The sequence below is a fragment of the Oryzibacter oryziterrae genome (assembly GCF_021864535.1).
Lineage (GTDB): Bacteria > Pseudomonadota > Alphaproteobacteria > Rhizobiales > Pleomorphomonadaceae > Pleomorphomonas > Pleomorphomonas oryziterrae.
On sequence record NZ_JAKJIC010000004.1, the window covers coordinates 86,385 to 99,922 of the forward strand.

Below are 13,538 nucleotides of genomic sequence, written 5' to 3' on the forward strand. Positions count from 1 at the left end.
GGAAACGTCAGGCCATGCGGTTGCGCCGGTCATACTGACCATGCGGCAGATAGCGGTAGAGATAGGTCGGCAACACTGCGTCGAGCGACTTGGGCTTGATGCCGAAGGCCTCGAAGGTCCGCTTCTCGGCGATGGCGGCGTGCGACACCACGCTCGGCGACTTCAGCAGCTCCACCTGGTCGACCGTCAGCGGGGCGCCCGGCAGCCAGCCGGTCAGGCGCGCCAGCAGCGTGGCCAGCGGGAAGGGCAGGTTGATGAGGGCGCGCTTGCGCCCGGTCTCGCGCAGCACGCGCTCCATGCAGTCGCGCAGGCTGAGTTCGTCCGGACCGCCGAGTTCGTAGACCTTGCCACCGGCCACCTTGCCGTCCACGGCGCGCGCGATCGCTTCGGCCACGTCTTCCACGTACACGGGCTGGAACAGCGTCTTGCCGCCGCCGATCAGCGGCAGCGCCGGCGCAACGGCCGCCATCGAGGCGAAGAGGTTGAAGAATTTGTCCTCCGGCCCGAACACGGCCGACGGCCTGAGTACGATGGCGTTCGGCATCACTTCCAGCACGGCCGCCTCGCCGGCGAACTTGGTCCGGGCGTAGGCGGATGCCGAGTTGGCGTCCGAAGCGGTCGCGGACATGTGCACGAGGGTCGTCACGCCCGAGGCCTTGCAGGCTTCCGCCACGGCGCGTGCGCCGAAGGCCTGCACCGCCGCATGCGTCTGCCGCCCGCTTGCCGTCATGATGCCCACCAGGTTGACCACCGCATCCGAACCGGCCACGGCGTGGTCGACCGACGTCTTGTAGCGCAGGTTGGCCTGCACCGGCGTGATCTGGCCCACGGTGCCGAGCGGCTGCAGGTGGAACGCGAGATCCGGCCGGCGCACGGCGACGCGGACACGGTAGCCGCGTTGGGCCAGCGCCCGCACCACATGGCGGCCGATGAAGCCCGAACCGCCGAAGACAGTCACGAGGCGGGGAGCATCGCTGATCAGGGTCATGGGTCGTTTCGTCCTGTTGAAAAAATGCCGTGCGGGCCTGAGAGCGTAAAAAAAGCCCGCGCTTCCCTGGTGTCTTAAGGCACGGGAGGGGCGTCTGTACAGTCCGGCCGACGTCGTGGTGATCACTTGCTCGACAGAAAATTCACAGGCCGAATGAAAAGCCGGTTGACAAGGCAGTGCCGAGCCCGTAATCAACCGCCCACCAGAAAGCACACCTGCCCAGGTGGCGGAATTGGTAGACGCGCAGGTTTCAGGTACCTGTGCCGCGAGGCGTGAAGGTTCGAGTCCTTTCCTGGGCACCAAGTCTTCTTGGAAACAAGCCGGCTTCCAACCAAACGGTTGGAGCCGGTTTTTTCTTGCCCGGACGGCAGCGATGGCCCCAAGGGGCGCGGCGATCCGCTTTCCGTGGTTTTCCGAGCCTTTTTTGGCGTGTGCCCCTTCGCTGGTAACCTGGACATCAGACCTTTCTGCTTTTCCTCAGGCAACGCAGTGTGAAATGATTCGCACTGGTCGGGCGGGGCAAGGCCCCAAATCGGACAGACTTGCGGCCGCACGTGATTCGAACCGCGCGACCGCCCAGCAAAGCGAGAGCCTTATGACTATTCGACTTCACGACGGTGACCTGTCCAACCTCGATGCCTATGGCGACGTGGTCGCCGTCGACACCGAGACCCTCGGCCTCAATCCGCACCGCGATCGTCTTTGCGTCGTCCAGCTCTCGCCCGGCGACGGCACCGCCGATGTGGTCCAGATCCGCAAGGGCCAGACCTCGGCCCCCAATCTTCAGAAGCTGCTGACCGATCCGGCGCGCGTGAAGATCTTCCATTTCGCCCGCTTCGACGTTGCCGTGCTCCGCAAGACCTTCGGTTTCACCGTCAACCCGCTATTCTGCACCAAGATCGCCTCCAAGCTGACGCGCACCTACACCGATCGTCACGGCCTCAAGGACGTCACGCGCGAGCTGCTCGGCATCGAGATCTCCAAGGTCCAGCAGTCCTCCGACTGGGGTGCCGATCGTCTCACCCAGGCCCAGCTCGAATATGCCGCCTCCGACGTCCTCAACCTGCACGCCCTGCGTCAGCGGTTGAGCGACATGCTGGCGCGCGAGGGCCGCACCGCCATGGCCGAAGCCTGCTTCCAGTTCCTGCCCACGCGGGCCGAACTCGACCTCAGCGGCTGGGCTGAAGAAGATATTTTCGCCCATACGTGAATGTGATGTCTCGGGTATCGGTTGCGATACCCATAGTTTATGATTTCGTCCTAATGTGGCCTGGATTTGTAGCTTCACAGCGGGGCCGGTCCTGCGGCCGCGCGCCGTCACCTGGATTATGTCGAGCATGCCTGCACCGACCACGATGGTCTCCTGGTCAGAGGCTGGCGCCCGCGAGGCGCCGGTCCTGCGGCGTGCGCTCTTCGAACAGGCTGAACGGCAAAGCCGCCGGGTCCGTCGCCTGCGCTGGGCGCTGCCGATCCTCGGCGTCTGCCTGGCGCTCGGCGTGATCGGCCTGTCCGTGGTCTCGCGCATCGGCATCAGCCTCGCCATCGGCGATCTCAAGATCACCTCGGACGGCCTCGCCATGGACGCGCCGCATCTGTCGGGCAGCGACGGCAAGGGCCGCACCTATACGGTGTCCGCCAGGAGCGCGGTTCAGAGCCTCACCGACACGCGCATCATCCGCCTCTCGGGCATCGCCGCGCATGTGACGCGGCCCGATGGCAGTTCGGCCGATTTCTCCGCCGATTCCGGTGTCTATGACGCCGGCTCGCAGATGCTCACCCTCGACCAGAACATCGTCATCCACGGCTCCGACGGCTCTGCGGCCAGCCTGCACAAGGCGGCCATCGATCTGCAGAAGGGAACCGTAACCTCCGACGAACCGGTGGCCTTCTCCTCCAATCTCGGCGAGATCGAAGCGCAGGGCATGGACGTGACCAAGAAGGCGGGCTCGGTGAAATTCGGTGGCGGTGTCCGCATGACCGTCAATCCGGCCGCCGTGCAGGGCGCGGCGCCGCAACAAGACAATTCGCAAAAAACTGAAAGCAACACCAAATGATGAAGCTCGGGACCATTTCCAGGCAGATATCGCTTATTCTGGCGGCCGGTCTGTTGTTGGGCAGCATGGCAGCACCCGGTCTTGCCGAAGAAAAGCAGACCGCCAAGCTGCCGAAGTCCTATCAGGGCTTGGGCATGTCCTCGAACCAGCCGATCCAGTTCGAGGCCGAGTCCCTCGAAGTGCGCGATCAGGAGCACATGGCCGTGTTCAGCGGCCACGTGATCGTCCGCCAGGAACAGACCGTGCTGAAGGCTGATACGCTCAACGTCTATTACCAGGGCTCGGCCGCCGCCCAGGCGACCGGGGGGCAGCCTTCCGACGCTCCGGCCACTCCCGGCCAGGGCAACCAGCAGGTCAAGCGGCTCGAGGCCAACGGCAACGTGCTCGTCACCTCAGGGCAGCAGACCGCCAGCGGCAATGCCGCCGTCTTCGACACCACGCTCAATACTATCGTTCTCACCGGCAATGTGGTCCTGACCCAGGGCGACAACGTGATCCGCGGCGCCCGTCTGGTCATCAACGTCGAGACCAGCCAGGCCAAGATGGAAGGCGGCCGCGTGCAGATGCTGATCACGCCCAAGTCGCTGAACAACAACGGCGGTTGACGCTGCTCCAGCCCTGTGTTTGCTGGAGCGGCGCTCCCCCCTGACAGAGGGGTGAGGCGCGCTGTGGCCACCCTGCCGGCTGAGGGCCAATGTCACGAAGGGTAAGCTGACGAACGTGCTGAAGCAATTTTCCCGAACCGAACACCAGGACATGGCGATCCCCGAGGAAACGGGCGATCTCGCCGTGTTCAATCTGGCCAAGGCCTATGCCAAGCGCCCTGTGGTGCGGGATGTGAGCATGTCCGTCCGCCGCGGTGAGGCCGTCGGCCTGCTCGGCCCCAATGGGGCCGGCAAGACCACGCTTTTCTACATGATCACCGGCCTGATCCCCGCCGACAGCGGCCGCATCTTCATGGATGGCCACGACATCACCGGCTATCCCATGTTCCGCCGCGCCCGTCTCGGCATCGGCTATCTGCCGCAGGAAGCCTCCATCTTTCGCGGCCTGAGCGTCGAGGACAATATCCGCGCCGTGCTGGAACTGGTGGAGAAGAACCGCGACAAGCGCGAAGCCGAGCTGGATGCCTTGCTGGCCGAGTTTCACCTGACCCATCTGCGCAGCCAACCGGCTCTCGCGCTCTCGGGCGGTGAACGGCGCCGTGCCGAAATTGCCCGGGCGCTTGCCACCCGCCCGGCCTTCATGCTGCTGGACGAACCCTTTGCCGGCGTCGATCCGATCGCCGTCGGCGACATCCAGGCCCTCGTGCGCCATCTGACCGCCCGTGGCATCGGCGTGCTGATCACCGATCACAACGTGCGCGAAACCCTCGGCCTGATCGACCGCGCTTATATCCTGCATTCGGGCACGCTGCTGATCGAGGGCACGCCCGACGACATCATCTCCGACCCCGAAGCACGTCGCGTTTACCTCGGCGAACAATTTAGCCTTTGATCATCGCCCCGCCTGGGTTATGAAGCAAGAAGCGGACCAGTCCGCTGTGGTCGTCGTGCGCGGATTGTAAAATCCGCTTGAACAGCGACGGCTTGAGGCGCTCGTGCCGGCTGAATATCTGTCTGACGGGGTAGGGTAGATCAATGGCGCTATCGACCAGACTGGAACTGAGGCAAAGCCAGTCCCTGGTTATGACGCCGCAGCTGATGCAGGCCATCAAGCTGCTTCAGCTCTCCAACATGGACCTCGTCACCTATATCGAGCAGGAACTCGAGCGCAATCCGCTGCTGGAGCGGGTCGATGACGCGCCCGATCCGGAAGCGCCGGCCCCCGCCGAGGCCGAGGAGCGCGACGGCCGCGGCGACGGTCCCGAGACCTCCGAATGGTTCGAAAATGACGGGGCGCCCAGCTCCGAGCGGGTCGAGAATGTGCTCGACACCGATCTCGGCAACGTCTTCCCCGACGACAACGCCTCGTCCGATCGCGGTGCCACCGAGGCCGCCCCCCCCGGGGTCAACGACTGGTCGTCGGTCGGCCGTGGCGGCGAGCATGAGGACTATAACCTCGAAGCCTTCGTCGCCGGCGAGATCAGCCTTTCCGATCATCTGGCCGAACAGCTTGCCGTTGCCATCGTCGATCCGGTCTTGCGCCTGATCGGCCACGACCTCATCGATCAGGTCGACGAAGCCGGCTACCTGCGGGCCGACCTGCCGGCGGTGGCCGAACGGCTCGGCACCGACCTGCAGACCGTCGAGGGCGTGCTCACCACGCTGCAGAGCTTCGAGCCGACCGGCGTCTGCGCCCGCAATCTTGCCGAATGCCTGGCGCTGCAGCTCGCAGAAAAGAATCGCCTCGATCCGGCCATGCAGGCCCTGCTTGACCATCTGGACCTGCTCGCCCGCCGGGACATGTCGCAGCTGCGCCGTCTCTGTGGCGTCGATGACGAAGACCTTGGCGACATGATCAAGGAGATCCTCTGCCTTGATCCCAAGCCGGGCCATGCCTTCGGCTCGACCCAGGTGCAGACCGTGGTGCCCGACGTCATGGTCGTGCCGGCGTCCGATGGCGGCTGGCTGGTCGAGCTCAACACCGACACGCTGCCGCGCGTGCTGGTCAACCAGTCCTATTACCAGGAAGTCTCCAAGGGCGCCCGGGACGAGGAGAAGGCCTATCTCGGCGAATGCTTCCAGTCGGCCAACTGGCTCACCAAGAGCCTCGACCAGCGCGCCAAGACGATTCTGAAGGTGTCCACCGAGATCGTTCGCCAGCAAGACGGTTTCCTTGCCAAGGGCGTCGCCCATCTGCGGCCCTTGAACCTGCGCATGATCGCCGACGCCATCGGCATGCACGAATCCACCGTTTCCCGCGTCACCTCCAACAAATACATGGCGACGCCCCGCGGCATTTTCGAACTCAAGTATTTCTTCACGTCCTCGATCGCCTCTGCCGAAGGCGGAGACGCCCATTCCGCTGAATCGGTGCGCCATCGCATCAAGCAGATGATCGACGCCGAAAGCGTGGATGACGTGCTTTCGGATGATACAATCGTAAAGCTTTTGCGCGATGATGGTGTCGACATCGCGCGCCGAACCGTGGCCAAATACAGGGAGGCCATGCGCATTCCCTCTTCGGTCCAGCGTCGGCGCCTGAAACTGATGGGTGGTGCTTGAACACACTCGGGAGGGGGTTGATCTCGAGCTACCGCCTATCCACATCATGAACAGGGGAGGCATCCTGCGTCCCCGAGAGCGCTTTCCGATCAGGTGGAATCACCTGATCGACAAGAAATCGCTCCAGGTTGACATCTTGAGCAGCCGCTTTTCGATCATGTTGTTTCAACAGGATCGGCGGGTGCTCCAAGGCAGAGTTGGGAGCTTGTTGACTTCCCCTGTCCGCCCTCGTAAAGAGGCGCGCCGTCTGAGTGGCCAATCTTCAAATATGAAGATTGGCAGGGTGGTGCGGGGCAGGGAAGAACCGTCGTCGAGGCGGGAGAAAGCGCCACCGCCCGCGTACGGTCCGGCCAGTTGGGGGACTTGAATTGGCCTAGAGCCTTTCGCCGATCCTGTCGCAAGATCGGGTCGACAAGCGAGGGCTCCAGATTGAGGGACACGAACCTTCGTCCAAGTTGAGCTGCCTCAATGCCGCGCCCCAGGATCTGGGGTGGCTGGAAAGTAGAAGAACACAGGCGCAAGAAACGAGGAATTCTGATGCCGCTTCGCATTTCCGGAAAGAACGTCGACATCGGTCAGGCCCTTCGCGAGCACATCACGGCCCGCACTTCAGAGGAGCTCGGCAAGTATTTCGACGGGACCTACACGGGCCACGTCGTGGTGCAGCGGGAAGGAGCCGGCTATGTGGTCGATTGCTCGCTTCACCTGTCCTCGGGCTCCGTGCTCCAGTCGAGCGGCTTCGCCCACGAAGTCTATCCGGCTGCGGATCAGGCGATCGAGCGCATCGGCAAGCGCCTGCGCCGCTACAAGCGCAAGCTGAAGAACTATCATCCCACGTCTGCCGAATCCGCGCAGAACGGCCTTGATGCCCAGTCTTACGTGCTGGCGGCCGTCGAGGATGAGGAAGTGCCCGACGATTTCGCGCCCACCGTGGTGGCCGAGACCAAGCAGAAGATCGGCACGTCCACCGTCGGTCAGGCTGTGATGGAACTCGACCTCACCGGTACGCCGGTCGTCGTCTTCCGCAACGCCAGCTCCGGCGCCATCAACGTCGTCTATCGCCGCACCGACGGCAATATCGGCTGGATCGATCCGGCCTTGACGGAGATCGCGGGCTGACGGCACGAGAGCCTTCGCTGACCGAATTGCATGATTTGGTCGATATGCGCAGGCTCTGGTACAGGCTCCCTGAGCCGCCGCCTTCCCATCGGGTTGCTGCAACCTGATTGGCGGATGCTCCAGAACGAAAGCCCCAAATGGCGGAAGGCCGGGCAACCGGCCTTTCGTTTGCAAGGGCAGAGAGGCCGCCACAAGCGCGATACACCGCTGCTTTGGCGCTGCAGGATTTGGATATGGATTTGAGCGATCTCCTGGCTGTCGAAGCCGTCAGTTCTCGCCTCAAGGCGGTTTCGAAGAAGCAGACCTTCCAGGACCTGGCGGCCAAGGCTGCCGTTCTCACCGGTCACGGCGAGAAGGAAATTCTGGAAACGCTGCTCCAGCGCGAGAAGCTGGGCTCGACCGGCGTCGGCCATGGCGTCGCCATTCCGCATGGCAAGCTGCCGGGGCTTAAGTCGCTCACCGGCCTCTTCGCGCGCCTCGACCGCCCGATCGATTATGATTCCATCGACGGCGAGCCGGTCGACCTCGTCTTCCTGCTGCTCGCTCCGGAACACGCCGGTGCCGATCATCTGAAGGCGCTCGCCCGCATCGCCCGGGTGCTGCGCGACGGTCACACCGCCTCCAAGCTGCGCGCCGCCGACGATGCCTCGGCCATCTACGCGCTGCTCACCGAACAGACCGCTTCCAACGCTGCCTGAGTCCGCTGCCGTCCTTCCGGCGGCGGCGACCTGGCCAGTCTTGATTTTGCAAACAAATCATGAACAAATGCGAGGCTTGAGGGTCGCGCCTTGCCCGCGATCGCCCATGATTGCCGGATTTCAGCCGATGCCCACGCCGCCCGTAGCCTTCGCGTCCCCCATCGACAGCTTCCTCAACGACGGTCGTCAGTCGGAAAATGCCCGCATGATCCAGCGCGGGGTCGGGCGCATGCTGGTGGGCTTCGGCATGACACCGCTCTATGAGCTGCCGCTCGCCTCCGGACGGCGGGCCGATGTGATCGGCCTCGGTACGGGCGGCGATGTCTGGATTGTCGAGATCAAGTCCTCGCTCGAAGACTTCCGCGCCGATCGCAAATGGCCCGACTACCGCCAGCACTGCGACCGGCTCTATTTTGCCACCCACCCCGGCGTCGCGCTGGATATCTTCCCGGAAGATGCCGGCCTGATCGTCGCCGATGGCTATGGCGCCGCCGTGCTGCGCGAGGCGCCCGATCACCGTCTGGCGCCGGCCACCCGTAAGGCCATCACCTTGCGTTTCGCCCAGTCGGCGGCGCGCCGTCTCCAGCAACTGATGGATCCGGGCCTGCCCGACGCTGGCGCCTTCTGATTTCAGGAGGAAGCGACCCCAACGCGTTGGGGGGCGGTCCAGGCCGGCCCGGCATGGCTGAAGCTCGATCGGCCGAGACCGGCTTGAAACTCCCTGGCGTGCGCGGGGGCGCCCACGCCAGGCGAGGTCTGTGGCAGCCCTTCAGCGCGGGGCGCGCTTGGCGAGGATCCGCTGCAGCGTGCGGCGATGCATGTTGAGGCGGCGGGCCGTCTCCGACACATTGCGCTCGCACAGTTCGAACACCCGCTGGATATGCTCCCAGCGCACGCGATCGGCCGACATCGGGTTCTCGGGCGGCTCGGCCCGCGTTTCCGGCCCGCGCGTCAGCGCCGCGGCCACTTCGTCGGCGTCCGCCGGCTTGGCCAGATAGTCGATGGCGCCCATCTTCACGGCCGTCACGGCGGTGGCGATGTTGCCATAGCCCGTCAGCACGATGGCGCGGGCGTCCGGCCGCTGGCGGCGGAGCTTCTCGATCACGTCGAGACCGTTGCCGTCACCGAGGCGCATGTCCACCACGGCATAATCGGGATTGTGGCTGTCCACCTTGTCCAGACCGTCGGCCACCGTGTCGGCGGTATCGACCGAGAAACCGCGTGCCTCCATGGCCCTGGCCATGCGCTGGAGGAACGGCTTGTCGTCATCGACGATGAGCAGGGACTTGTGGCCTTCCGGCAAAGCAAGAAGCGTTTCCATTGTGGTGCACCTTGTTGTGATGCTTCCACGCGGTGTATCCGGTTGCCGTTTGACCTGTCCGGGAGCTCTCTTGAAACGACCGGGGCGTGATAAACACGCCGAAGGCCGACATCGTCATTGCTGCTGTGGCCTTGGCCCCTCCCAGAACCGCGGCCCCACCCGGGCACAGCCAGATCACGGAAACCTTCGTTGTTTCCACGTCGAGCGTGTGTGTAACAGCGCCAACTATATACCAAACTTGGCATGCGGCAATCCGTCTTACGGATAATTTCTTACGTAAACTCCCGGCACGCATTCTCGAAATATGGTGAATGTGAAAGCTCTCGCTGCTTCTGACAGGTCATTTCACCATGCGGCAATCACTCCTGCGGCATGACCTCCATCGCCGAGCGCGGCCATTCGACGCGAACGACGGCCCCATGCTCCGGTGCGGCGCGGTTGGTGATGGTGAGCCGCGCGCCGGTTCGCTCCAGCAGGGTCTTGGCGATGAAGAAGCCCAGCCCGAGCCCGCCGCCGGTGCTGGTCGAGGCCGCCGCCGTCTTCTGGCGCGTCGTCACATAGGGGTCGCCGATCCGCGCCAGGATCTCCGGCGCAAAGCCCGGGCCGTCGTCGCGGATCACGATGGCCACGCGTTCCTCCGTCCAGGTCGCCGCCACGTCCACCCGCGCATTGGCGAAGTCCATGGCGTTTTCCAGAATGTTGCCAAGGCCATAGAGTATGGCCGGATTGCGCCCGCCCTGCGGCTCGCGCGCCCGGTCGCCGTCGAGCTGGATCACCACGTCCACACCGAAGTCGCGATGCGGCGCCGTCATGTCCTCGATCAGATGGCTGAGCGGCAGCCGGTCGAAATGGGCGGCCATGTCGGTGTTGAGCGAGGTCAGCTTGCGCAGGATCTCCCGGCAGCGCTCGGCCTGCGAGCGCAGCAGCTCGAGGTCTTCCGACAGGCGCGAGTCCGGTCCCACCTCGCGCAGCATCTCCTTGGTCACCAGCGTGATGGTGCCAAGCGGCGTGCCCAGTTCATGCGCCGCGGCCGCCGCGAGACCGTCCAGCTGGTTGAGATGCTGCTCGCGCATCAGCACCATTTCCGTCGCCGCCAGCGCCGCCTGCAGCCGCCGGGCCTCCTCGGCCACGCGGAAGCTGTAGGCAGCTACGAACCCGCCGGCCAGCACCAGCGCCACCCACATGCCCAGAATGTAGTTGGGGGGCAGCGTCAACGTCTGCCCCGACGCCCAGACCAGTGGCTCGAAGGTGACCGCCAGGATGAGCCCCAGCAGGGCCACCAGCACGCCGAGCCCCAGCGTCGCCGCTGCCGACAAGACTGTCGCCGCCACCACCACGGGCGCGATCAGCAGCAGGGCGAAGGGGTTGGACAGGCCGCCGGTGAAATGCAGCAGCGCCGCTAGCTGCAGCCCGTCGAAGCCGAGGAGCGGCAAGGCCTGCTCCTCCGTCAGCCGCTGCGTCGCGGGAAAGCGCAGTCTCAGCCCCACATTGAGCGCCGCCGAGACGCCGGTCAGGCCGAAACAGACGGGCAGGGGCAGCGTGAGGTCGAGTCCCTTCCATCCAATCAGGACTGCGACGAATTGTCCGAGGACAAGCAGCCAGCGCAGACGCACCAGCGTATCCAGCCGCAACCGCTGCTCCGTTGCCGCGTGGGGAAAGGCGACGTCTTGATGCATTGATCCTCCGCGCGGCCGGCTCCGTGAGGTCCGCCCCGCAGCGGTCGTCATCGGCAAGCCGTCGTTCCACCAAAAAAACGTTTCCAGCCAAGGTCCTGACGTGGATCCGTGTCCCCCTGAGGCGATGGTTCCCCACCCGCGAACCGCGCCGTGCATGCCTTGCCCTTCAAGACTAGCGCGTCCCGCCGCATCGGTCGACAGCTGCAAGCGTCGCAGCCCCCGCAACGTGTGGATGAAGGAATTTCATCATTGTGATCGATAACCTTTGACGAAATCCTCTGAAATCGACCATTGTCTTAGGCCCGCCGGTCTTGTGGCTGGTCTGATGGCCGCCTATTCTTGCAGATCAGCTTTGCCTGATCCGGCCTTTGCCGAAGCAGGCCTGGCCGCCGAATGCGTGTGCATGTGACCGGCGAAAGGAAGAACCGTGCCGTTCTACCATCTCTACGAATTCAATCACGCAGCCATGGGGCCGGTCAGGGCGGCTGCGGACATGACGCGGCTCATCTATCAGAACCCGCTCAATCCCTGGTCACAGACGCAGGTCGGCAGGTCCATTGCGGCCGCCTGCGAGGTATTCGAACGCACCACGCGCCGCTATGCCAAGCCGGAGTTCGGCCTTCCCACCACCACCGTCTCGGGCGTCCGTGTCCCGGTGACCGAGAGCGTGGTCTGGTCAAAGCCCTTCTGCAATCTCCTGCATTTCGAGCGTGCGGTTCCCAATCCCGATCGCGTCGATCCCAAGGTGCTCGTGGTCTCGCCCATGTCGGGCCACTATGCCACGCTGCTGCGCGGCACGGTCGAGGCGCTGCTGCCCCGCCACGACGTCTTCATCACCGACTGGATCGACGCCCGTCTGGTGCCCGTCGCCGAAGGCGCCTTCGACCTCGACGACTATATCGATTACATCATCGAGATGATCCACCACATGGGGCCGGACGTGCATGTGGTTGCCGTCTGCCAGCCTTCGGTGCCGGTGCTCGCCGCCGTGTCGCTGATGGAGGCGCGGCAGGACCCGCTGTCGCCGCTCAGCATGACCCTGATGGGCGGACCGATCGACACCCGCTGCAGTCCCACCGCCGTCAACCGCCTCGCCGAGGAAAAGGGCACCGACTGGTTCCGCCGCAACGTCATCATGAAGGTGCCGTTCCCCCATCCCGGCGTCTATCGCGACGTCTACCCGGGCTTCCTGCAGCTGACCGGCTTCATGAGCATGAACCTTGATCGCCACCTCGGCGCCCACAAGGATTTCTTTGTGCAACTGGTGAAGGGCGACGGCGATTCGGCCGAAAAGCACCGGGAGTTCTACGACGAATATCTCGCCGTCATGGATCTGACCGCCGAGTTCTACCTGCAGACCGTCGAAACCGTGTTCATCAGCCATTGCCTGCCGCGCGGCCAGATGACCCATCGCGGCGAACGGGTCGACCCCGGCGCCATCCGCACCTGCGCCCTGTTCACGGTCGAGGGCGAGAAGGACGACATCACCGGCGGTGGCCAGACCGAGGCCGCTCACGCACTCTGCACCGGGCTGCCGGCCGAGATGAAGGTGCACTATACCCAGCCCGACGTCGGCCATTACGGCGTCTTCAACGGCTCGCGCTGGCGCGCCGAGATCTGCCCGCGCCTCAGCGACTTCATCCTCACCCACAACGCGCGCACCCGCACCGCCAAGGGCCGCGTCAAGCCGGTGGTCCGGAAGAAGGCGCCGCTGCCCTCCCAGGCCGTGGTGCATGATCTCAAGCGCCTCACCGGCGTCACGCCGCGCCTTGAAGCCCAGCTGAACCGCGAGGGCATCTTCCTGTTCCAGCAGCTGGCGGAACTCTCGCCCGAACAGGTCGCCGACCTCGACCGCCGCCTGGGTCTCAAGGCCAGGGTGACCTCGGCCTCCTGGGTCGCAGAGGCCCGCCGTTTGGCCGCCGAACTTCAGGCCTGATGCCCTTGCGGGCAAGGCCAGGACGTCCGCCAAAACAAATCCGCCTGCGACGGCTGCCGCAGGCGGATTTCAATTGACGCAAAAACCAGGCTCGATCGCGCTTACAGCGCGGCCTTGATCCAGTTGTTCAGGTCGCTCTTGGGGGCCGCGCCCACCTTCATGGCAACCGGCTGGCCGCCCTTGAAGATGATCAGCGTCGGGATCGAGCGCACGCCATACTTGATGGCGGTGTTGTTGTTCTCGTCGATGTTCAGCTTGGCGATGCTCACCTTGCCGTCCAGCTCGCCGGCGATCTCTTCCAGCGCCGGGGCGATCATGCGGCACGGACCGCACCACTCGGCCCAGAAGTCGACGACGACGGGCGTCGACGATTCCAGCACGTCCGGGCCAAACGACTGATCGGTTACTTTCTTGGTCGCCATGTCTTTATCCTCACGCTCAACAAGACCCGGGTCGCGCAAGGACGTCGGGCTTACGATTGACCGTGAAAGTAGGTGGGCACGGGGCGTCCGTCAAGGCCGGCGCAAGCGGGAACCGATCTACATTTCGTGATATCAAAGTGAAGTAAACGCTATATGC

At 64.4% G+C, this 13,538-nt stretch carries 13 protein-coding genes, 1 tRNA gene and 1 pseudogene; 11 read left to right on the forward strand and 4 right to left on the reverse strand.

Features of this window, described 5'->3' with window-relative positions:
• Nucleotides 1-7 precede the first annotated feature (7 nt).
• The gene (locus tag L2I41_RS06225) at nucleotides 8-988 is read right to left on the reverse strand and encodes a complex I NDUFA9 subunit family protein (protein ID WP_237152659.1); all 981 of its coding nucleotides are present in this window, start codon (nucleotides 986-988) and stop codon (nucleotides 8-10) included.
• 217 nt (nucleotides 989-1,205) lie between these two features.
• Between L2I41_RS06225 and L2I41_RS06230 the strand changes: the two genes are divergently transcribed.
• From L2I41_RS06230 to L2I41_RS06270, 9 genes are all read left to right on the forward strand, one after another.
• Nucleotides 1,206-1,290 (forward strand) — tRNA-Leu (locus L2I41_RS06230).
• 293 nt (nucleotides 1,291-1,583) lie between these two features.
• A complete protein-coding gene (locus tag L2I41_RS06235; RefSeq protein ID WP_237152660.1) occupies nucleotides 1,584-2,198 on the forward strand; it encodes a ribonuclease D in 615 nt (204 codons plus the stop codon).
• Between the two features lie 127 nt (nucleotides 2,199-2,325).
• Nucleotides 2,326-3,042, forward strand: a complete 717-nt coding sequence (gene lptC, locus L2I41_RS06240) for an LPS export ABC transporter periplasmic protein LptC (RefSeq protein ID WP_237152661.1) — start codon at nucleotides 2,326-2,328, stop codon at nucleotides 3,040-3,042.
• Nucleotides 3,039-3,647: an LptA/OstA family protein gene (locus tag L2I41_RS06245; RefSeq protein WP_237152662.1), complete on the forward strand. Its 609-nt coding sequence runs from the start codon at nucleotides 3,039-3,041 to the stop codon at nucleotides 3,645-3,647. The genes lptC and L2I41_RS06245 overlap by 4 nt, the downstream gene beginning before the upstream one ends.
• A gap of 115 nt (nucleotides 3,648-3,762) precedes the next feature.
• The gene (gene lptB / locus L2I41_RS06250; protein WP_390633894.1) at nucleotides 3,763-4,539 is read left to right on the forward strand and encodes an LPS export ABC transporter ATP-binding protein; all 777 of its coding nucleotides are present in this window, start codon (nucleotides 3,763-3,765) and stop codon (nucleotides 4,537-4,539) included.
• Between the two features lie 143 nt (nucleotides 4,540-4,682).
• Nucleotides 4,683-6,209 carry an RNA polymerase factor sigma-54 gene (gene rpoN / locus L2I41_RS06255; protein WP_237152664.1) on the forward strand — a complete coding sequence of 509 codons (1,527 nt, stop codon included), beginning with the start codon at nucleotides 4,683-4,685 and terminating at the stop codon, nucleotides 6,207-6,209.
• A 537-nt stretch (nucleotides 6,210-6,746) separates the two neighbouring features.
• Nucleotides 6,747-7,328, forward strand: coding sequence for a ribosome hibernation-promoting factor, HPF/YfiA family (gene hpf / locus L2I41_RS06260; protein WP_237152665.1), 582 nt, complete (start codon nucleotides 6,747-6,749; stop codon nucleotides 7,326-7,328).
• Between the two features lie 233 nt (nucleotides 7,329-7,561).
• Nucleotides 7,562-8,026, forward strand: coding sequence for a PTS IIA-like nitrogen regulatory protein PtsN (ptsN, locus tag L2I41_RS06265; protein WP_237152666.1), 465 nt, complete (start codon nucleotides 7,562-7,564; stop codon nucleotides 8,024-8,026).
• Nucleotides 8,027-8,153: 127 nt separating this feature from the next.
• Nucleotides 8,154-8,654: an MmcB family DNA repair protein gene (locus tag L2I41_RS06270; RefSeq protein ID WP_255720124.1), complete on the forward strand. Its 501-nt coding sequence runs from the start codon at nucleotides 8,154-8,156 to the stop codon at nucleotides 8,652-8,654.
• Between the two features lie 141 nt (nucleotides 8,655-8,795).
• On the opposite strand, the gene L2I41_RS06275 is transcribed toward L2I41_RS06270, so the two are convergent.
• Nucleotides 8,796-9,347: an ActR/PrrA/RegA family redox response regulator transcription factor gene (locus L2I41_RS06275; protein WP_237152667.1), complete on the reverse strand. Its 552-nt coding sequence runs from the start codon at nucleotides 9,345-9,347 to the stop codon at nucleotides 8,796-8,798.
• 359 nt (nucleotides 9,348-9,706) lie between these two features.
• The gene (locus L2I41_RS06280; RefSeq protein WP_237152668.1) at nucleotides 9,707-11,023 is read right to left on the reverse strand and encodes an ActS/PrrB/RegB family redox-sensitive histidine kinase; all 1,317 of its coding nucleotides are present in this window, start codon (nucleotides 11,021-11,023) and stop codon (nucleotides 9,707-9,709) included.
• 427 nt (nucleotides 11,024-11,450) lie between these two features.
• Between L2I41_RS06280 and L2I41_RS06285 the strand changes: the two are divergent.
• A pseudogene (locus L2I41_RS06285) lies at nucleotides 11,451-12,713 on the forward strand (polyhydroxyalkanoate depolymerase); the annotation flags it as partial.
• Nucleotides 12,714-12,752: 39 nt separating this feature from the next.
• Nucleotides 12,753-12,959, forward strand: coding sequence for a helix-hairpin-helix domain-containing protein (locus L2I41_RS21695; protein WP_507161413.1), 207 nt, complete (start codon nucleotides 12,753-12,755; stop codon nucleotides 12,957-12,959).
• A 101-nt stretch (nucleotides 12,960-13,060) separates the two neighbouring features.
• Here L2I41_RS21695 and trxA read toward each other — a convergent pair whose 3' ends face one another.
• Nucleotides 13,061-13,381, reverse strand: coding sequence for a thioredoxin (trxA, locus tag L2I41_RS06290; protein ID WP_237152669.1), 321 nt, complete (start codon nucleotides 13,379-13,381; stop codon nucleotides 13,061-13,063).
• Nucleotides 13,382-13,538: the final 157 nt, after the last annotated feature.

Bases quoted from the DNA above. Each gene is read 5' to 3' on its own strand.
- hpf (WP_237152665.1), top strand. From the start codon at position 6,747: ATGCCGCTTCGCATTTCCGGAAAGAACGTCGACATCGGTCAGGCCCTT.
- trxA (WP_237152669.1), bottom strand. From the start codon at position 13,381: ATGGCGACCAAGAAAGTAACCGATCAGTCGTTTGGCCCGGACGTGCTG.
- L2I41_RS06225 (WP_237152659.1), bottom strand. From the start codon at position 988: ATGACCCTGATCAGCGATGCTCCCCGCCTCGTGACTGTCTTCGGCGGT.
- ptsN (WP_237152666.1), top strand. From the start codon at position 7,562: ATGGATTTGAGCGATCTCCTGGCTGTCGAAGCCGTCAGTTCTCGCCTC.
- L2I41_RS06275 (WP_237152667.1), bottom strand. From the start codon at position 9,347: ATGGAAACGCTTCTTGCTTTGCCGGAAGGCCACAAGTCCCTGCTCATC.
- rpoN (WP_237152664.1), top strand. From the start codon at position 4,683: ATGGCGCTATCGACCAGACTGGAACTGAGGCAAAGCCAGTCCCTGGTT.
- lptC (WP_237152661.1), top strand. From the start codon at position 2,326: ATGCCTGCACCGACCACGATGGTCTCCTGGTCAGAGGCTGGCGCCCGC.
- L2I41_RS06270 (WP_255720124.1), top strand. From the start codon at position 8,154: ATGCCCACGCCGCCCGTAGCCTTCGCGTCCCCCATCGACAGCTTCCTC.
- L2I41_RS06235 (WP_237152660.1), top strand. From the start codon at position 1,584: ATGACTATTCGACTTCACGACGGTGACCTGTCCAACCTCGATGCCTAT.
- L2I41_RS06280 (WP_237152668.1), bottom strand. From the start codon at position 11,023: ATGCATCAAGACGTCGCCTTTCCCCACGCGGCAACGGAGCAGCGGTTG.
- L2I41_RS06245 (WP_237152662.1), top strand. From the start codon at position 3,039: ATGATGAAGCTCGGGACCATTTCCAGGCAGATATCGCTTATTCTGGCG.